The sequence below is a fragment of the Mesorhizobium sp. LNHC232B00 genome (genome assembly GCF_000502435.1).
GTDB lineage: Bacteria > Pseudomonadota > Alphaproteobacteria > Rhizobiales > Rhizobiaceae > Mesorhizobium > Mesorhizobium opportunistum.
This window is the reverse complement of sequence record NZ_AYWP01000035.1, coordinates 26,976-43,698: the sequence shown is the minus strand read 5'-3', so window position 1 is coordinate 43,698 and position 16,723 is coordinate 26,976. Positions and strand designations below refer to the sequence as shown.

Below are 16,723 nucleotides of genomic sequence, written 5' to 3'. Positions count from 1 at the left end.
CGGGCTGATCATGAAAGCCGAAGACATCCGGACCAAGACCCAGGACCAGCTGACCGACGACCTGGCCAGCCTGAAGAAGGAGCAGTTCAACCTGCGCTTCCAGAAGGCCACCGGCCAGCTCGAGAAGACCGCGCGCGTGAGGCAGGTCCGTAAGGATATTGCGCGTATCAAGACCATCGCTGCGGAAAAGTCCGCGGCCAAGAAGGCTTAAGGACGAAAACCATGCCAAAGCGCATTCTGCAGGGCACCGTCGTCAGCGACAAGAACGAGAAGACGGTTGTCGTCAAGGTCGAACGGCGCTTCACGCATCCCGTGATGAAGAAGACCGTGCGCATGACCAAGAAGTACAAGGCGCACGACGAGAACAACGCCCACAAGGTTGGCGATCAGGTGTTCATCCAGGAATCGAAGCCGATTTCCAAGGACAAGCGCTGGATCGTCGTATCCTCGGACCAGGCGTAAACAAACGAATTTTGGACAGACCGGGGAGGGGTGAAGAACCCGTCCCGTTAGAAAAGAAGAAGGCGGCCAGTCATGATTCAGATGCAAACAAACCTCGACGTGGCGGATAATTCCGGCGCGCGTCGTGTCATGTGCATCAAGGTGCTGGGCGGCTCGAAGCGGAAATACGCTTCCGTGGGCGACATCATCGTGGTGTCGATCAAGGAAGCCATTCCGCGCGGCCGCGTTAAGAAGGGCGATGTGATGAAGGCGGTCGTGGTTCGCACGGCCAAGGACATCCGCCGCCCGGACGGCAGCGTGATCCGTTTCGACAAGAACGCGGCCGTTCTCGTCGACAACAAGAAAGAGCCGATCGGCACGCGTATCTTCGGACCGGTTCCGCGCGAACTCCGCGCCAAGAACCACATGAAGATCATCTCGCTCGCGCCTGAAGTGCTGTAAGGAGCCGGACCAATGCAAAAGATTAGAAAAGGCGACAAGGTCGTCGTTCTGGCCGGCAAGGACAAGGGCCGTTCGGGCGAAGTCCTCTCGGTTCAGCCGAAGGATGACACTGCGCTGGTGCGCGGCGTCAACATGATCCGTCGTCACCAGAAGCAGTCCCAGTCCCAAGAGGGCGGGATCATCACCAAGGAAGCGCCGATCCAGCTGTCGAACATCGCGCTGGCCGACCCCAAGGATGGCAAGCCGACCCGCGTCGGTTTCATCTTCCAGAAGGACGGCAAGAAGGTGCGCGTCGCCAAGCGCTCGGGAGAAGTCATCAATGGCTAAGGCACAAAGCAAGCAGGCGACTGCCACCAACACGCCGCGCCTCAAGCAGGTCTACAACGAGACCATCCGCAAGGCGCTGCAGGAGCAGTTCGGCTACGACAACGACATGCAGGTTCCGCGCCTCGACAAGATCGTGCTGAACATGGGCGTCGGTGAAGCGACCGCCGATTCGAAGAAGCCTTCGGTTGCCGCCGAAGACCTGGCGATGATCGCCGGCCAGAAGGCCGTCGTCACCCGCGCCCGCAATTCGATCGCCGGCTTCAAGGTCCGCGAGAACATGCCGATCGGCGCCAAGGTCACGCTGCGCAAGGAACGCATGTACGAGTTCCTCGACCGCCTCGTGAACATCGCGCTGCCGCGCGTCCGCGACTTTCGCGGACTGAATCCGAAGAGCTTCGATGGCCGTGGCAACTACGCCATGGGCATCAAGGAACACATCGTGTTTCCGGAGATCAACTACGACAAGGTTGATCAGATCTGGGGCATGGACGTCATCGTTTGTACGACTGCGAAGACGGACGACGAAGCCAGGGCATTGCTCAAGGCCTTCAACTTCCCCTTCCGCCAGTAACGGCAGCGAGAAAAGGAAAAATCTGAAATGGCAAAGACCAGCTCAGTCGAGAAGAACAACAGGCGCCGCAAGCTTGCCGACCAGTACGGCCCCAAGCGGGCTGCCCTCAAGGCGATCATCATGGATCAATCCAAGCCGATGGAAGAGCGCTTCCGCGCTCAGCTCAAGCTTGCCGCCATGCCGCGCAACTCGGCCAAGATCCGCATCCGCAACCGCTGCGAAGTCACCGGCCGTCCGCGTGCCTACTATCGCAAGCTCAAAGTATCGCGCATCGCGCTTCGTGATCTCGGCAATAACGGCCAGATCCCGGGCCTGGTCAAGTCGAGCTGGTAAGGAGGACATAACATGTCATTGAGCGATCCTCTCGGCGATATGCTGACCCGCATCCGCAACGCGTATGGCCGCAAGAAGTCGAGTGTCTCGACGCCGGCCTCGCGTCTGCGCACCCGCGTCCTCGACGTGCTGAAGGCTGAAGGCTATATCCGCGATTACAGCCAGACCGACTTCGACAACGGCAAGTCCGAAATCGAAATCGAGCTGAAGTATTTCGACGGCGCGCCGGTCGTGCGTGAAATCGCCCGCGTCTCGAAGCCGGGCCGCCGCGTTTACGTTTCGGCCAAGTCGATCCCGCACGTCGCCAACGGCCTCGGCATCGCCATCCTTTCGACACCGAAGGGCGTGATGGCCGACCACGAAGCACGCGAACAGAACGTCGGCGGTGAGATCCTCTGCCAGATCTTCTGATCTGGCAGCTGACCGCAAAGTGGAATCCGGTCTTCGGATCGTTTCCGAAGACAGAGACCTGAAACAAGAGAAGTGACGAGGACAACAAAATGTCTCGTATTGGAAAGAAACCCGTTTCGCTGCCGCAGGGCGTGACCGCGACCGTCAACGGCCAGACCGTGACGGCGAAGGGCCCCAAGGGCGAGCTGAAGTTCGTGGTGAACGACGAAGTCCTGGTCAAGATGGAAGGCAGCGAGATCGCTGTCCAGCCGCGCGACCAGACCAAGACGGCCCGCTCCAAGTGGGGCATGTCGCGCACGCAGATCGTCAACATCCTGCAGGGTGTGAAGGACGGCTTCGAGAAGAAGCTCGAGATCACCGGCGTCGGCTATCGTGCCGCACTTCAGGGCAAGAACCTGCAGCTGGCACTTGGCTTCAGCCATGACGTCGTCTACGAGACGCCGGCTGGCATCACCATCACGGTGCCGAAGCCGACGGAAATCACCGTGGCCGGCATCGACAAGCAGCAGGTCGGCCAGGTGGCCGCCGAGATCCGCGAATACCGCGGCCCCGAGCCCTACAAGGGCAAGGGCGTCCGCTACGCTGGCGAGAAGATCGTCCGCAAGGAAGGCAAGAAGAAGTAGTGGGCTTGGCCCCGAAAGGTTGAAGACTTTTCGGAAAGGGCCAAGCTGAAGAAGTGCAACGCCGCGGGGAGCGGTCGCGGGAGGCGCTTTCGCCTACCGCACATGGCGGCCCCCGTTTTTTGAAGGCAAGGAAGACCATCATGGGTACCAAGGAATCCACGCAGCGCCGTGCGCAGCGCGTTCGCCGCCAGATCAGAAAGGTCGCCGGCGAGCGTCCGCGTCTGTCGGTTCACCGCACCTCGAAGAACATCTATGTCCAGGTGATCGACGACGCCAAGGGCCACACCATCGCTGCCGCCTCGACGCTCGAGAAGGACCTCAAGGGTTCGCTCAAGACCGGCGCCGACACCGCCGCCGCCGCCGCGATCGGCAAGCTGATCGCCGAGCGCGCCACCAAGGCAGGCGTCAAGGAAGTTGTCTTCGACCGTGGCCCGTACATCTATCATGGCCGCGTCAAGGCGCTGGCCGAAGCCGCCCGCGAAGGTGGCTTGAGCTTCTAAGCATGATCCCGAAAAGTTGCAGACTTTTCGGATAAAGATTATGCGAAGGAAAAAATAGCTTTTCGCTCCCGGTGACGGTTTCCCGATTTATTCGGGGCGAGGCACCGGATCTTATCATCAACCGTGCTTCCGGAAAAAAACAAGGAACAGGATATGGCACAGGAACGTAGGGATGGCGGCCGCGGCCGCGATCGTGAAGAACGCGATGACGGCATGGTGGACAAGCTGGTCCACATCAACCGCGTCGCCAAGGTCGTCAAGGGTGGCCGCCGCTTCGGCTTCGCCGCGCTCGTCGTCGTCGGCGACCAGAAGGGCCGCGTCGGCTTCGGTCACGGCAAGGCACGCGAAGTGCCGGAAGCCATCCGCAAGGCAACCGAATCGGCCAAGCGCGACATGATCTTCGTGCCGCTGCGCTCGGGCCGCACGCTGCACCACGACGTCGAGGGACGCTGGGGCGCCGGTCGCGTTCTGCTGCGCGCAGCCAAGCAGGGTACCGGCATCATCGCCGGCGGCCCGATGCGCGCCGTCTTCGAAACGCTCGGCATGCATGACGTGGTCGCCAAGTCGATGGGTTCGTCGAACCCCTACAACATGGTTCGCGCCACCTTCGACGCGCTGAAGAGCCAGATGCATCCCAAGGATGTGGCTGCCGCGCGCGGCATCAAGTATTCGACCCTTCAGGCCCGCCGCGGCACCGCCGTTGCGGCTGAAGAATAGTCGATCTGACCAGGGATTTTGACCATGGCCAAGAAAGCAACCAAGACCATCACCGTTGAGCAGATCGGTTCGCCGATCCGCCGCCCGAAGGAACAGCGCGCGACGCTGGTCGGCCTCGGCCTCAACAAGATGCACAAGCAGCGCACCCTGGAAGATACGCCTTCCGTGCGCGGCATGATCGCTGCCGTTCAGCATCTCGTCCGCGTCGTGGACGAGGGCTGAGCCAAAGCGCAGGAGAACCCAGATGAAACTCAATGATCTGCGTGACAAGGACGGCGCGACGCACTCCAAGAAGCGTCTCGGCCGTGGCATCGGTTCCGGCTCGGGCAAGACCGCCGGTCGCGGCGTCAAGGGCCAGAAGGCGCGCTCCGGCGTCGCCGTCAACGGCTTCGAGGGTGGCCAGATGCCGCTTTACCGGCGCCTGCCGAAGCGTGGCTTCAACAACATCTTCGCCAAGAGCTTCACCGTCGTCTCGCTGGCCCGCATCCAGGTGGCCATCGATGCCAAGAAGCTCGATGCCAAGGCAACCGTGACGGCTGAATCGCTGGTTGCCGCCGGCGTCATTCGTCGCGTCAAGGACGGCGTGCGCATCCTTTCGGACGGCGAGATCAAGGCGAAGCTCGCCTTTGACGTCGCCGGTGCCTCCAAGGCCGCGATCGAGAAGATCGAAAAGGCCGGCGGCTCGGTCAAGCTGCCGGAAAAGGCAGCCGCGGAGTAACGGCAATTTGAAGCGCGACCGGTAAGAATGGGATCCCGTTTTTGCTCACGATCGCGCTTTGATCTGCTCAATTAAGCGGCCGCGTCAACGCGGCCGCTTGCATGTTTAGAGCCCGGAGCTTATCTCGTGAGCTTCGGTGAAACGCACCGCCTGACCTCACGGGCCATCAAGCGTTACCAAGCGGAGAATCAGGCATGGCTTCGGCTGCTGAACAATTAGCCTCGAATCTGAATTTCTCGGCCTTCGCCAAGGCGGAGGACCTGAAGAAACGCATCTGGTTCACCATCGGCGCGCTGCTCGTCTACCGCCTCGGCACCTACATTCCGCTTCCCGGCATCAATCCCGACGCCTTCGCCCAGGCCTTCTCCTCGCAGAGCAAGGGCGTGCTTGGCATGTTCAACATGTTCGCTGGCGGCGCCGTGCAGCGCATGGCGATCTTCGCGCTCGGCATCATGCCCTACATCTCCGCCTCCATCATCATGCAGCTGATGACCTCGGTCATCCCTTCGCTGGAAGCGCTGAAGAAGGAAGGCGAGCAGGGCCGCAAGGTCATCAATCAGTACACGCGCTACGGCACCGTGTTGCTCGCGCTGGTTCAGGCCTATGGCATTTCGGTCGGGCTGGAAAACGGCAACGGCATCGTCAGCGATCCCGGCATGTTCTTCCGCATTTCGACCGTCGTCACCCTAGTCGGCGGCACCATGTTCCTGATGTGGCTCGGTGAGCAGATCACCGCGCGCGGCATCGGCAACGGCATTTCGCTGATCATCTTCTCGGGCATCGTCGCCGGCTTGCCGCATGCCATCTCCGGCACGCTGGAACTCGGCCGCACCGGCGCCCTGTCGACCGGCCTGATCCTGGCGATCATCGTGCTGGCCATCGTCGTCATCGCGCTGATCGTGTTCTTCGAGCGCGCCCAGCGGCGCCTGCTGATCCAGTATCCGAAGCGCCAGGTCGGCAATCGCATGTTCCAGGGCGACACCTCGCACCTGCCGCTTAAGCTGAACACGTCGGGCGTCATCCCGCCGATCTTTGCCTCGTCGCTGCTGTTGCTGCCGGCCACCATCGCCGGCTTCTCGCAGACGACCAACATGCCGGCCTGGGCCAGCACCATCCTGGCCTCGCTCGGCCACGGCCAGCCGCTCTACATGGCGTTCTACGCGGCGATGATCGTGTTCTTCGCCTTCTTCTACACAGCGATTGTCTTCAACCCGAAGGACACCGCCGACCAGCTCAAGAAGCATTCGGGCTTCATCCCGGGCTATCGTCCGGGCGAGCGCACCGCCGATTACATCGATTACGTTCTCACCCGCATCACCGTCGTCGGCGCCATCTATCTGGTGCTGGTGTGCCTGCTGCCGGAGTTCCTGATCTCGGCGACTGGCGTACCATTCTACCTTGGTGGCACATCGCTTCTGATCGTGGTCAGTGTCACGCTCGATACGGTTGCGCAGATTCAGGGGCACCTGATCGCGCACCAGTATGAAGGCCTGATCAAGAAGTCGAAGCTGCGCGGGGGGAAGAAAGCCAGATGAGGTTGATTTTGCTTGGGCCGCCAGGAGCGGGCAAGGGGACACAAGCACAAAGACTGGTAGAGAAACACGGCATACCCCAGCTTTCGACGGGCGACATGCTGCGTGCCGCCGTTCAAGCCGGCACCGAAGTCGGCAAGCGTGCCAAGGCGGTGATGGATGCCGGTGAACTGGTGTCCGATGCCATCGTCAACGCTATTGTTGCCGAGCGGATCGACCAAGCCGACTGCGCCAAGGGCTTCATCCTCGACGGCTACCCGCGCACGCTGGTGCAGGCCGATGCGGTCGAGCAGATGCTTGCCGAGCGTGGCATCGGTCTCGATACGGTCATCGAACTGGTCGTCGACGACAGGGCCCTGGTCGGCCGCATCGTCAAACGCGCCGAGGATGCCAAGGCAGCCGGCCAGCCGGTGCGCAAGGACGACAATCCCTCGGTGTTCGAAGAGCGCCTGCGCGAGTACTACAAGAAGACCGCACCGCTGACCGGCTACTACTACGCCAAGGGCAGGCTCAAAACTGTCGACGGCATGGCCAGCATCGACGCGGTGACCGCCGAAATCGAAACCGTGCTCGCGGCGACTGCTCAAGGGGCGGAGTCGGTAAATTAACGATTGCGCTTGACGGGAGCGGTTCGCTGCGGTATGGCGGCCCGTCTTCCTATCAGGCATGGGCTTTGCTTGTCCGCAAGGGCAAGGCAGCCGCTTTGAACTGGAAACTCCCGCATGGGCCGGCCTCCACCGGACGCGGGGCAACTTTGACAGCGCCGGATCTGCCTTTTTTGAGGGTTGGCCGGCCCACATGGAGAAGAGAGAACATGGCTCGTATAGCCGGCGTCAACATTCCGACCAACAAGCGCGTCGTCATCGCGCTTCAGTACATTCACGGCATTGGCAAGAAGTTCGCCCAGGAGATCGTCGACAAGGTCGGCATCCCGGCGGAGCGCCGCGTCAACCAGCTCACCGACGCGGAAGTGCTGCAGATCCGTGAGACCATCGACCGCGACTACCAGGTCGAAGGCGACCTGCGCCGCGAAGTGTCGATGAACATCAAGCGGCTCATGGACCTCGGCTGCTACCGCGGCCTGCGTCACCGCCGCTCGCTGCCGGTTCGCGGCCAGCGCACCCACACCAATGCACGCACCCGCAAGGGCCCGGCCAAGTCGATCGCCGGCAAAAAGAAGTAATTTTTTAGGGGAACAAGGGAGTAGGGAGTAAGGCAGTAGGGAATGCCCGCCGATCGGGTCGCACTTTTCCCTCCTCCCCTACTGCCCTATTCCCCTACTCCCCTACGAAGGTGGAGCCGCTGGCATTACGGCGGTGTAGAGATCAACTGAAAGGACTATCATGGCCAAGGAAGCCGCTCGTGTTCGCCGTCGCGAACGCAAGAACATCTCGTCGGGCGTTGCCCACGTCAATTCGACCTTCAACAACACGATGATCACCATCACCGACGCGCAGGGCAATTCGATCGCCTGGTCGTCGGCCGGTGCCCAGGGCTTCAAGGGGTCGCGCAAGTCGACCCCGTTCGCCGCCCAGATGGCTGCCGAGGACGTTGCCAAGAAGGCCCAGGAACACGGCATGCGCATGCTCGAAGTCGAGGTCTGCGGACCTGGCTCGGGCCGCGAATCGGCGCTGCGCGCCCTGCAGGCGGCCGGCTTCACCATCACCTCGATCCGTGATGTGACGCCGATCCCGCACAATGGCTGCCGCCCGCGCAAGAAGCGCCGCGTCTAACATTATTGAACGCCGTGCGAACGCCGAAAGGCGTTCCTCCACGGTATTCCAGGTCGCCCGCCACGATTGGATGGTGGCGGGTCAACGGAAGGAAAGCATCATGATCCAGAAAAATTGGCAGGAACTGATCAAGCCGAACAAGATCGAGTTCTCGTCGAAGAAGAAGACGCTGACCACGCTGGTCGCCGAGCCGCTCGAGCGCGGCTTTGGCCTCACGCTCGGCAACGCGCTGCGCCGCGTGCTTCTGTCTTCGCTGCGCGGTGCGGCCGTCACCGCAGTGCAGATCGACGGTGTCCTGCATGAATTCTCGTCCATCGCCGGCGTGCGCGAGGACGTGACCGACATCGTCCTGAACATCAAGGAAATCGCCATCCGCATGGAAGGCGATGGACCCAAGCGCATGGTCGTGCGCAAGCAGGGACCGGGCGCGGTTCTGGCCGGCGACATCCAAACGGTTGGCGACGTCGAGATCCTCAACCCCGACCACGTCATCTGCACGCTGGACGAAGGCGCTGAAATCCGCATGGAATTCACCGTCGACACCGGCAAGGGTTACGTACCGGCAGAGCGCAACCGCGCCGAGGATGCGCCGATCGGCCTGATCCCGGTCGACAGCCTGTATTCGCCGGTCAAGAAGGTCTCCTACAAGGTCGAGAACACCCGCGAGGGCCAGGTTCTCGACTACGACAAGCTGACCATGACCATCGAGACGGACGGTTCGATCTCGGGCGAGGACGCAGTGGCGTTCGCCGCTCGCATCCTGCAGGACCAGCTCGGCCTGTTCGTCAACTTCGACGAGCCGCAGAAGGAAGTCGCGGCGGAAGCCGTCACCGAGCTCGCCTTCAACCCGGCGCTGCTCAAGAAGGTCGACGAACTCGAGCTTTCCGTGCGTTCGGCCAACTGCCTGAAGAACGACAACATCGTCTACATCGGCGATCTCATCCAGAAGACCGAAGCCGAGATGCTGCGCACCCCGAACTTCGGCCGCAAGTCGCTGAACGAGATCAAGGAAGTGCTGGCGGCGATGGGCCTGCACCTCGGCATGGAAGTGCCGGACTGGCCGCCGGAAAACATCGAAGACCTCGCCAAGCGTTACGAAGATCAATATTGAGCATGAATTCCAAGGATCGGCGGCCTTGGCCGCTCGATCCGACGGTCATGCGGAAAACCATCAGAGGCCGTGTCCTCTTGAACAACTGAAGAAGGAAATGAGCCATGCGCCACGGTTTCAAAGGCCGCCGCTTCGCCCGAAGCATTAGCCATCGCAAGTCGATGTTCGCCAACCTCGCCGTGTCGCTGCTCGAGCACGAGCAGATCGTCACCACCTTGCCGAAGGCGAAGGACCTGCGTCCGATCGTCGAGAAGCTGGTGACGCTCGGCAAGCGCGGCGACCTGCACGCCCGCCGCCAGGTGATCGCGCAGATCGGCAATGAAGGCGTCGTCAAGCGCCTGTTCGACACGATCGCCCCGCGCTACGCCAACCGTAACGGCGGCTACCTGCGCATCATGAAGGCGGGATTCCGTCACGGCGACAATGCCGCGATGGCCGTCATCGAGTTCGTCGATCGCGACACCTCGGCCAAGGGCGCCGGCGACCGTGCCCGCCTCGAAGCCGAAGGCACCGAAGCGGACGCCGCGGCCGCATAAGGTCACGTCTTTCTAGAATGAATTGAAGGGGCCTGCGGGCCCCTTTTTCATGTTCTGCGCGGTTCAAAGCGTGCCCATAAAGATCTGCTTGCGCGAAAATAATCGGATTTCAGCGGCTTAGCCTTTCATTTTGCACAATCGTCGGGACAATGCGCCCGAACTTGCCTTGGAGGATTCGCGAATGCGCGCCAAAAGACTGTCCCTTGTCCTGCTCTGCGCCTTCCTAGTGTTCGCAGCCGCACCGGCAGTTCGGCAGGCGTTGGCCGAAGACGCCGCAAAGCCAGCCGATCCGGGCCTGTCGGACGTGCTGACCGATCTGTTGCATGGTGTCGAGGGCGAAAACGCTACCTCGGGGCCCGACAAGCGCGTGCCGTTCGGCCGCGAAGAGGTGCAACTGTCGTTCGCGCCGCTGGTCAAGCAGACGGCGCCCGCCGTGGTCAATGTCTATGCCTCGCAGACGGCCAAGGTCACGTCGCCTTTTGAAGGCGATCCGTTCTTCGAGGAGTTTTTCGGCCGTGCCCGGCCGCGCGCGCAGTCCTCGCTGGGCTCGGGTGTGCTTGTCGATCCGAGCGGTGTCATCGTCACCAATTTCCACGTCATCAAGGATGCCGACGAGGTCAAGGTGGCGACCGCCGACGGGCGCGAATTCACCAGCAAGGTGATGCTGAAGGACGAGACGCTCGACCTTGCCGTGCTCAAGATCGAATCCGACAAGCCATTCCCGGTGATCGCCATCGGCGATTCCGACGCGCTCGAAGTTGGCGATCTGGTGCTGGCCATCGGCAATCCCTTCGGCGTCGGCCAGACCACCACAAGCGGTATCGTCTCCGCACTTGCCCGCAGCCATATCGGCGTCTCGGACTCGGGCTACTTCATCCAGACCGACGCCGCCATCAATCCCGGCAATTCCGGCGGCGCGCTGATCAACATGGGCGGCCAGCTGGTCGGCATCAACACCGCCATCTATAGCCGCAGCGGCGGCTCGATCGGCATCGGTTTTGCCATCCCGGCCAATATGGTGCGGGCTTTCGCCGATGCCGCCAAGGCCGGCCTCGATTTCTTCGAGCGCCCTTATATCGGCGCCGAGTTCGAGGCGGTGACGCCGCAGATCGCCGAATCGCTTGCCATGGAAAAGCCGACCGGCGCCCTGGTCTCGTCCGTCGATGCGACGGGGCCGGCTGGCAAGGCGGGGCTGAAGCCGGGCGACGTCGTGCTGCAGATCAACGGCAAGCCGGTCGAGAGCATCGAGGCGCTGGACTATCGCATGGCGACGCTGTCGATCGGCACCAAGGCCAATTTCGCGATCCTGACCAAGGGCCAGCAGGCGGCGATGGACATCGCGCTGGAGCGCGCGCCGGAGGGTGCGAAAGCCACGGAAGTGACGCTGCATGGCCGCAGCCCGTTCTCGGGCGCCAAGGTCGCGGAGCTGTCGCCACGGCTTGCCCAGAAGCTCGGCCTGCGCACCGATCTCAAGGGCGTGACGGTGATCGACATCAACCGCGACTCGCCGGCCGCCGATTTCGGTTTCATGCCGGGCGACATCGTGCGCGAGGTCAACGGCACCGCGATAGACACAGCCGCGACGCTGGCGCAGGCTGCCCAGCAGGATACGCGCTGGTGGCGCTTTACCGTCGAGCGCGGCGGGCAGATACTGCGCCAGGTGTTGCGTTACTGAGTTCGATCTGAAGAGATCGCGCTCCAAACCAAAAGAAGTGCATGGCCGATCTGTTCAGCGTTGACGAACCGGAAAAGAGGCCGCCTGGACGGCCGCTGGCCGACAGGCTGCGGCCGAAGAACCTTGGTGAGGTCGTTGGCCAGGAACATCTGACCGGGCCAGATGGCGCGCTGACCCGGCTGATCGGCTCAGGTTCGCTCGGCTCGATGATCTTCTGGGGTCCGCCCGGCACTGGCAAGACCACAGTGGCAAGGTTGCTTGCCGGCGAGACCAGCCTTGCCTTCGAGCAGATATCGGCGGTGTTTTCCGGGGTCGCCGACCTGAAGAAGGTCTTCGAGGCCGCCAAGCTGCGCCGCGCCAATGGCCGCCAGACATTGTTGTTTGTCGACGAGATCCATCGTTTCAACCGCGCCCAGCAGGATTCCTTTCTCCCCGTCATGGAGGATGGGACAGTCGTCCTGGTTGGCGCCACCACCGAAAATCCGTCCTTCGAACTCAACGCGGCGCTGTTGTCGCGCGCGCGCGTCATGGTCTTTCATTCGCTTGGCGAGGAGAGCATCGCCAAGCTGATGACGCGGGCGGAAGAGACGGAGGGCAGGGCACTGCCGCTAGACGATAAGGCGCGGACAATGCTCATCCGCATGAGCGATGGTGACGGACGCGCCTCCCTGACGCTCGCCGAGGAAGTCTGGCGTGCCGCTAAGCCCGGCGAGGTGTTCGATCCCGAAGGGCTGCAGCGCATCGTCCAGCGCCGTGCGCCGATCTACGACAAAGGCCAGGACGGCCATTACAATCTGATCTCGGCGCTGCACAAATCGGTGCGCGGCTCGGATCCCGACGCCGCGCTCTACTATCTCGCGCGCATGTTCGATGCCGGCGAGGATCCGCTCTATCTCGGCCGCCGGCTGGTGCGCATGGCGATGGAGGACATCGGCCTTGCCGATCCGCAGGCACTGGTCGTCGCCAACGCCGCCAAGGACGCCTACGACTATCTCGGCTCGCCCGAGGGCGAACTCGCCTTTGCCGAGGCCACCGTCTATCTCGCCACCGCGCCCAAATCCAACGCCGTCTACACCGCCTTCAAGGCGGCCACGCGCGCTGCCAAGGAGCACGGCTCGCTGCTGCCGCCAAAGCATATTCTGAACGCGCCGACCAAGCTGATGAAGGAAGAGGATTACGGCGCGGGCTATCGCTACGATCATGATGAGCCGGACGCGTTTTCGGGCCAGGACTATTTTCCCGAGAAGATGGGCCGCCAGACCTTCTACGATCCGCCTGAACGTGGTTTCGAGCGCGATATCAGGAAGCGGCTCGATTATTGGGCAAAGCTGCGCAAAGAGCGGGAATAGCCGGCTTGCGCGGCCCGGTGGTCGTCACGCTTCGAAACGAGGCTTCGCCCTGGGGTGTGTCCGCCTCTGTTGTCCTGCACACGCTGCTCGCCGCCACGCTGGCCCTAACGCCATTGCCGAAGCCGCCGAAACGGCTGGAGGAAGAGCGCGTGTCGGTCGACATCCTGACGCCCCGGCAGTTCGAGGCCTTGACCAGGCCGCCACCGGCGCCAACACCGCCTCCAGCCCCGGAGGCACGAGCCCCGGCGCCAAGGCCACCGCCGAGCGCTCCTCAATCTCGACCGTCAACCGCGCCGGCCATGATCCGGCCGACCGAGATGCTGTCGGCCAAGACGCTCGCCGATCCACGCAGCCGGCAGGCGCGCGCCGACCTCGCCACCTTCGGTTCGGATGAACGCATGGTGCAATTGTGCAATCTCGAGGCCATGGACCAGATTCGCCGGTGGCGGGCAGACTTTCATCCAGAACGCGTCGTGCCTTACGCCACGGCGGAGGAAAAAATCACTGGGACCACGATTGCCGCCAATGGTGCTGCTTTCCGCAGCCGCAAAAACTGGTACAGTTTGAAGTTCAAATGCCGGCTCGCACGAGACGGCGAAAGCGTCATCGGCTTTGAGTTTCTGGTCGGCGATCCCGTGACCAGGGAAAAATGGGACGAGCTTGGTTTGCCGGCGGTGCATTGACCGAAGTCCGGCGACCTCCACGAGGCAGCCGCCAGGCACGATGCCGTGACCGTTGTGTGGTGACCCAAAAGACCTTATCAAGGCGCACGGCCGGGCGGTGGTCGTTGCCGTGACTTTGGCAGTTCATTCGCAACAGGATCGCGCTCCGCGCGTGGAAAAATGACAAAAAACCTTCGCAAATCCCTTCGCAAATTCGCCATTGCCGTCCCGCTTCTCGCCCTTGGCTTCTATTTCATCCCCGTCCTGACGACGATCTTCATCGTCTGCGGCCTGATCGACGTGCTGCGCAACGACAGGAAGGATCTGTCGCTGTTCTCGGGTTACTTCCTCGGCAACGGCCTGTTCACCTGGCTGCTGTCGCCGTTCAACCTGCTGGTCGATCTGCTCTGCTACAGGAATCCCGGCGTGTGGAAGCTGGAGCAGTTTCCCGCCGATTATCAGCGCGAGGTCAATGAGGTCCTGGACATCTTCAAGGCGCGCAAGGACGAGATCATCGCCGACATCGATGCCAATTTCGGCGCCGGCCGGCGCGGCATGTATGTCTACCAATGGTACGGCAAGCACCGGATCGACAACGTCGCCGAGTTCAACAAGGATTTCAAATACATCAAGACGATCGCCGTTTCCGTCTTCAGCAAGCGCGAATCGACCTCGTGGCACTTCGGCCCGCTGCGGCTCAGCCTGCGCATTCTCTACAATCTGATCCCGGTGAAGTCGGAGATCTTCGTCGAATGCGGCAACGTCAAGAACTACTGGTACGACAATCCGCTGTTCATTTTCGACGACACGCTGCTGCACCGCTCGGTCAACGAGTATGACGGCCGCCGCTACTGCGTGTTCATGGACATCATCAGGCCATCCCCGGTCCCCCGCCTGATAGCAGGCATGCTCGCCATCGTCTCGGTCAGCGTCGAGCGCATCAATTCGATGTTCTACAAGAACTGGAAAATGATCGGCTCGACCAAGCCGAAGAAAGTCGAAACCACCTGAGCTGAAAGCTATCGACGCTGTCGGGCTCCGCCGGCAGCGTCCTGGTGGCTTGCAAGGTGTGGTCAACTTTGACAGTGCTCGTGCACAGGCTTGGCATCCAAGTCTTGAATCTCCGCTACCCCCCTTGAGCCTCCGGCACCGGGACTCCGCTCGACAATGCCGTCGCCGGGCTTGAGGCGAGCAAGGCGTCTCCGCGCTTGTTCTTCACCGCCATTTGGGCTCTCGACAATTCATTATATGAATCGTCTCGCTAGATTCGCATTCGCCGGAACGGCTCCTGCGTTGCGAGTTGGTGCGGTTCGGGTTCCACGGCTCTGTCTTTTCCTCCCAGGCGGCCTCCAGTGACAAAGAACAAAATCTTCGGATTCTGGACGGGGGCTTACATTTGCACCCTGATACCGGGCCTTGTTCTGAGCGCCATATATATAGGCCTTGAAGAGCCCGTGTATTATTGGGACTTCGTCGCCTACTTCAATATATTCCAGCATCAAGGGGCGCTCCTCATCGAGAGTCCTTTTCAATGGCTAAGCCAGTTGGCCACCTCTATCGCGACAGATGACTATGGTTCGGCGATTTTGGCGCCGTTGATGCCGATTTATGTACTTTTCGGAGGTTCGCGATATGCGTTTGTCGCCGGAATAGTCGCGGTCTATCTGGTACCGACGGTTCTCCTCATAGCCCGAATGAGCTATTTGGAGGCGACTTCCGAGACGTCTTCATCCCGAGCCTGGCTCGCCGTCTGGATTGCGGCCTTCTTCTACACCCCGTTCTGGGCGCCGACGCTTCGTGGAATGCCGGACATTGCCGGTTGTCTTGCCATTACCACGGCGACCTATTTTCTTTGGAAGTCAAAGTTTCTTACCCGCGAGCCGGTGATCAGCGGAATTTGCGTGGGCGTGTGCCTGTGGCTGGCGTTCATGCTGCGTCGCTGGTACGCCTACGCCGTCATTGGCGTCGCCGTTTCCGCCGCCTTCTTTTGTTTGCTGCAGATTGCAAGGGATCGGAGCTATCCGTCCTTCGGCAAAGCGGCATTGGGCGGCCTGTGTGCGATTTTCGTTATTGCCGCGGCCGCATTGAACTTCCAGCTGCCGCTGATCGCCAGGATTCTGGGCACCAGCTACGGCGATCTCTACAGCGGATACAGGACGACCTTCCTCATCCAGCTTGGCGAGATGGAATCCCGGCTCAGCTATGTGAACTGGCTGCTGATCTTCATTGGCCTCTGTCTCTCGGCCGTGCGCCGCAATGGGTTTTCGCTGTGGTGCGCCTTTGCCTCGGTGTTCGCTTTCTTGATCTTTATCCGCACGCAGGATCCGGAGCGGCATCATTCATTGCCGATGTTTCTTTGGCTGTTCCCGGCATACGCCCAGGCAATCGTTGCGATCGTTTCGATGCCGGCACTGAAATCACGATGGTCGGCCGCCGCGATCGCTTGTGCCGCCGGATTTGCTTTTTTTGGCACGTTTTTTCCAATTGGTCGTCAGCTGTTGTCGCCGGTTGGCTTCGTTTTCGCCGAGGAAGCGACGCTCCCGCTACACCTCGACAATCTTCCCGAATACAGACGCCTGATTGCCGACCTGCTTGGCAAAATGAAAGCTGAGGATCGTTTTTCGGTGTTTGCCTCGGGCGCGGCTTTGAGCGACTCGCTGTTGTTTGGTTTGGATCCCAAGCTCACTCCGCACGTCGGATGGATTTGTCAGGTGGATAGTCGCGATCAATTCCGGCCGGAGGCTTTGAAATCCAGATATGTCGTCGTGGCTGACCGGCCTGTCATCCATCTGCAGCCGGGTGCGCAGATTTGTGTCACGCTCCCCAACCAGTATATTCTCGAGGGAAAAGGCATCGGCGCTGCCTACAAACGCGTTGAAACCTACCAATTATCCGACGGCCTTACCGGTTACCTCTATGAGCAGGTGCGCCCGGTCGGCAAAGCCGAAGTCGATGCCCTCTACAGCGAGTTCCAGAAGAAATATCCGAACTGGACGGCGCCCGAGTGGTGAAGGCGGGGTCG

General features: G+C 61.4%; 23 protein-coding genes. All 23 read left to right on the top strand.

Annotated elements, in window-relative coordinates; all coding sequences use genetic code 11:
- Positions 1–10 precede the first annotated feature (10 nt).
- The 23 genes from rpmC (at position 11) to X743_RS141945 (ending at position 16,712) form a co-directional block, all read left to right on the top strand.
- Positions 11–211 carry a 50S ribosomal protein L29 gene (rpmC, locus tag X743_RS141835; protein WP_006205459.1) on the top strand — a complete coding sequence of 67 codons (201 nt, stop codon included), beginning with the start codon at positions 11–13 and terminating at the stop codon, positions 209–211.
- An 11-nt stretch (positions 212–222) separates the two neighbouring features.
- Complete coding sequence (gene rpsQ / locus X743_RS141840) at positions 223–462, top strand: 30S ribosomal protein S17 (protein WP_010909280.1); 240 nt, start codon at positions 223–225, stop codon at positions 460–462.
- Positions 463–534: 72 nt separating this feature from the next.
- Entirely contained in the window at positions 535–903 is a 369-nt protein-coding gene (rplN, locus tag X743_RS141845; RefSeq protein ID WP_006205457.1) for a 50S ribosomal protein L14, read from the top strand.
- Positions 904–915: 12 nt separating this feature from the next.
- A complete protein-coding gene (rplX, locus tag X743_RS141850) occupies positions 916–1,230 on the top strand; it encodes a 50S ribosomal protein L24 (RefSeq protein WP_006205456.1) in 315 nt (104 codons plus the stop codon).
- A complete protein-coding gene (gene rplE, locus X743_RS141855; protein WP_013895696.1) occupies positions 1,223–1,801 on the top strand; it encodes a 50S ribosomal protein L5 in 579 nt (192 codons plus the stop codon). Before rplX ends, rplE begins: the two co-directional genes overlap by 8 nt.
- A gap of 27 nt (positions 1,802–1,828) precedes the next feature.
- Positions 1,829–2,134 carry a 30S ribosomal protein S14 gene (rpsN, locus tag X743_RS141860; protein WP_013895695.1) on the top strand — a complete coding sequence of 102 codons (306 nt, stop codon included), beginning with the start codon at positions 1,829–1,831 and terminating at the stop codon, positions 2,132–2,134.
- Between the two features lie 12 nt (positions 2,135–2,146).
- A complete protein-coding gene (rpsH, locus tag X743_RS141865) occupies positions 2,147–2,545 on the top strand; it encodes a 30S ribosomal protein S8 (protein WP_006205453.1) in 399 nt (132 codons plus the stop codon).
- 89 nt (positions 2,546–2,634) lie between these two features.
- Positions 2,635–3,168 carry a 50S ribosomal protein L6 gene (gene rplF / locus X743_RS141870; protein ID WP_013895694.1) on the top strand — a complete coding sequence of 178 codons (534 nt, stop codon included), beginning with the start codon at positions 2,635–2,637 and terminating at the stop codon, positions 3,166–3,168.
- Between the two features lie 140 nt (positions 3,169–3,308).
- The gene (gene rplR / locus X743_RS141875) at positions 3,309–3,668 is read left to right on the top strand and encodes a 50S ribosomal protein L18 (protein ID WP_010909284.1); all 360 of its coding nucleotides are present in this window, start codon (positions 3,309–3,311) and stop codon (positions 3,666–3,668) included.
- 153 nt (positions 3,669–3,821) lie between these two features.
- Positions 3,822–4,385, top strand: coding sequence for a 30S ribosomal protein S5 (gene rpsE / locus X743_RS141880; RefSeq protein ID WP_006333394.1), 564 nt, complete (start codon positions 3,822–3,824; stop codon positions 4,383–4,385).
- A 24-nt stretch (positions 4,386–4,409) separates the two neighbouring features.
- Positions 4,410–4,607 (top strand): 50S ribosomal protein L30, encoded by a 198-nt coding sequence (gene rpmD / locus X743_RS141885; RefSeq protein WP_006205449.1) that lies wholly within the window; start codon positions 4,410–4,412, stop codon positions 4,605–4,607.
- Positions 4,608–4,629: 22 nt separating this feature from the next.
- Positions 4,630–5,103 (top strand): 50S ribosomal protein L15, encoded by a 474-nt coding sequence (rplO, locus tag X743_RS141890; protein ID WP_023768599.1) that lies wholly within the window; start codon positions 4,630–4,632, stop codon positions 5,101–5,103.
- Between the two features lie 194 nt (positions 5,104–5,297).
- On the top strand, positions 5,298–6,638 hold the full coding sequence (gene secY, locus X743_RS141895; RefSeq protein WP_013895692.1) for a preprotein translocase subunit SecY: 1,341 nt from the start codon (positions 5,298–5,300) through the stop codon (positions 6,636–6,638).
- Positions 6,635–7,243 (top strand): adenylate kinase, encoded by a 609-nt coding sequence (locus X743_RS141900; RefSeq protein ID WP_023768598.1) that lies wholly within the window; start codon positions 6,635–6,637, stop codon positions 7,241–7,243. Before secY ends, X743_RS141900 begins: the two co-directional genes overlap by 4 nt.
- A gap of 206 nt (positions 7,244–7,449) precedes the next feature.
- Complete coding sequence (rpsM, locus tag X743_RS141905) at positions 7,450–7,818, top strand: 30S ribosomal protein S13 (protein ID WP_006205445.1); 369 nt, start codon at positions 7,450–7,452, stop codon at positions 7,816–7,818.
- Positions 7,819–7,978: 160 nt separating this feature from the next.
- Entirely contained in the window at positions 7,979–8,368 is a 390-nt protein-coding gene (rpsK, locus tag X743_RS141910; protein ID WP_006205444.1) for a 30S ribosomal protein S11, read from the top strand.
- Positions 8,369–8,468: 100 nt separating this feature from the next.
- The gene (locus X743_RS141915) at positions 8,469–9,479 is read left to right on the top strand and encodes a DNA-directed RNA polymerase subunit alpha (RefSeq protein ID WP_006205443.1); all 1,011 of its coding nucleotides are present in this window, start codon (positions 8,469–8,471) and stop codon (positions 9,477–9,479) included.
- Between the two features lie 104 nt (positions 9,480–9,583).
- Entirely contained in the window at positions 9,584–10,015 is a 432-nt protein-coding gene (gene rplQ, locus X743_RS141920) for a 50S ribosomal protein L17 (RefSeq protein WP_013895690.1), read from the top strand.
- A 181-nt stretch (positions 10,016–10,196) separates the two neighbouring features.
- Complete coding sequence (locus tag X743_RS141925) at positions 10,197–11,690, top strand: DegQ family serine endoprotease (protein ID WP_023768597.1); 1,494 nt, start codon at positions 10,197–10,199, stop codon at positions 11,688–11,690.
- Positions 11,691–11,731: 41 nt separating this feature from the next.
- A complete protein-coding gene (locus tag X743_RS141930) occupies positions 11,732–13,039 on the top strand; it encodes a replication-associated recombination protein A (RefSeq protein WP_023768596.1) in 1,308 nt (435 codons plus the stop codon).
- Between the two features lie 5 nt (positions 13,040–13,044).
- On the top strand, positions 13,045–13,722 hold the full coding sequence (locus X743_RS1000000173660) for a DUF930 domain-containing protein (protein WP_245264323.1): 678 nt from the start codon (positions 13,045–13,047) through the stop codon (positions 13,720–13,722).
- A gap of 159 nt (positions 13,723–13,881) precedes the next feature.
- The gene (locus X743_RS141940; RefSeq protein ID WP_023768594.1) at positions 13,882–14,712 is read left to right on the top strand and encodes an aspartyl/asparaginyl beta-hydroxylase domain-containing protein; all 831 of its coding nucleotides are present in this window, start codon (positions 13,882–13,884) and stop codon (positions 14,710–14,712) included.
- A gap of 341 nt (positions 14,713–15,053) precedes the next feature.
- Positions 15,054–16,712 carry a hypothetical protein gene (locus X743_RS141945; protein ID WP_023768593.1) on the top strand — a complete coding sequence of 553 codons (1,659 nt, stop codon included), beginning with the start codon at positions 15,054–15,056 and terminating at the stop codon, positions 16,710–16,712.
- Positions 16,713–16,723 lie beyond the last annotated feature (11 nt).

What these genes read in the sequence shown, in the direction of transcription:
- secY (WP_013895692.1), top strand. Translation starts at nt 5,298, where the DNA reads ATGGCTTCGGCTGCTGAACAATTAGCCTCGAATCTGAATTTCTCGGCC.
- rpsQ (WP_010909280.1), top strand. Translation starts at nt 223, where the DNA reads ATGCCAAAGCGCATTCTGCAGGGCACCGTCGTCAGCGACAAGAACGAG.
- rplQ (WP_013895690.1), top strand. Translation starts at nt 9,584, where the DNA reads ATGCGCCACGGTTTCAAAGGCCGCCGCTTCGCCCGAAGCATTAGCCAT.
- rpsM (WP_006205445.1), top strand. Translation starts at nt 7,450, where the DNA reads ATGGCTCGTATAGCCGGCGTCAACATTCCGACCAACAAGCGCGTCGTC.
- rplF (WP_013895694.1), top strand. Translation starts at nt 2,635, where the DNA reads ATGTCTCGTATTGGAAAGAAACCCGTTTCGCTGCCGCAGGGCGTGACC.
- X743_RS141925 (WP_023768597.1), top strand. Translation starts at nt 10,197, where the DNA reads ATGCGCGCCAAAAGACTGTCCCTTGTCCTGCTCTGCGCCTTCCTAGTG.
- rplR (WP_010909284.1), top strand. Translation starts at nt 3,309, where the DNA reads ATGGGTACCAAGGAATCCACGCAGCGCCGTGCGCAGCGCGTTCGCCGC.
- rpsN (WP_013895695.1), top strand. Translation starts at nt 1,829, where the DNA reads ATGGCAAAGACCAGCTCAGTCGAGAAGAACAACAGGCGCCGCAAGCTT.
- rplE (WP_013895696.1), top strand. Translation starts at nt 1,223, where the DNA reads ATGGCTAAGGCACAAAGCAAGCAGGCGACTGCCACCAACACGCCGCGC.
- rplX (WP_006205456.1), top strand. Translation starts at nt 916, where the DNA reads ATGCAAAAGATTAGAAAAGGCGACAAGGTCGTCGTTCTGGCCGGCAAG.
- rpsH (WP_006205453.1), top strand. Translation starts at nt 2,147, where the DNA reads ATGTCATTGAGCGATCCTCTCGGCGATATGCTGACCCGCATCCGCAAC.
- X743_RS141930 (WP_023768596.1), top strand. Translation starts at nt 11,732, where the DNA reads ATGGCCGATCTGTTCAGCGTTGACGAACCGGAAAAGAGGCCGCCTGGA.
- X743_RS141915 (WP_006205443.1), top strand. Translation starts at nt 8,469, where the DNA reads ATGATCCAGAAAAATTGGCAGGAACTGATCAAGCCGAACAAGATCGAG.
- rpsK (WP_006205444.1), top strand. Translation starts at nt 7,979, where the DNA reads ATGGCCAAGGAAGCCGCTCGTGTTCGCCGTCGCGAACGCAAGAACATC.
- rplO (WP_023768599.1), top strand. Translation starts at nt 4,630, where the DNA reads ATGAAACTCAATGATCTGCGTGACAAGGACGGCGCGACGCACTCCAAG.
- rpmD (WP_006205449.1), top strand. Translation starts at nt 4,410, where the DNA reads ATGGCCAAGAAAGCAACCAAGACCATCACCGTTGAGCAGATCGGTTCG.
- rpsE (WP_006333394.1), top strand. Translation starts at nt 3,822, where the DNA reads ATGGCACAGGAACGTAGGGATGGCGGCCGCGGCCGCGATCGTGAAGAA.
- rplN (WP_006205457.1), top strand. Translation starts at nt 535, where the DNA reads ATGATTCAGATGCAAACAAACCTCGACGTGGCGGATAATTCCGGCGCG.
- rpmC (WP_006205459.1), top strand. Translation starts at nt 11, where the DNA reads ATGAAAGCCGAAGACATCCGGACCAAGACCCAGGACCAGCTGACCGAC.
- X743_RS141900 (WP_023768598.1), top strand. Translation starts at nt 6,635, where the DNA reads ATGAGGTTGATTTTGCTTGGGCCGCCAGGAGCGGGCAAGGGGACACAA.
- X743_RS141940 (WP_023768594.1), top strand. Translation starts at nt 13,882, where the DNA reads ATGACAAAAAACCTTCGCAAATCCCTTCGCAAATTCGCCATTGCCGTC.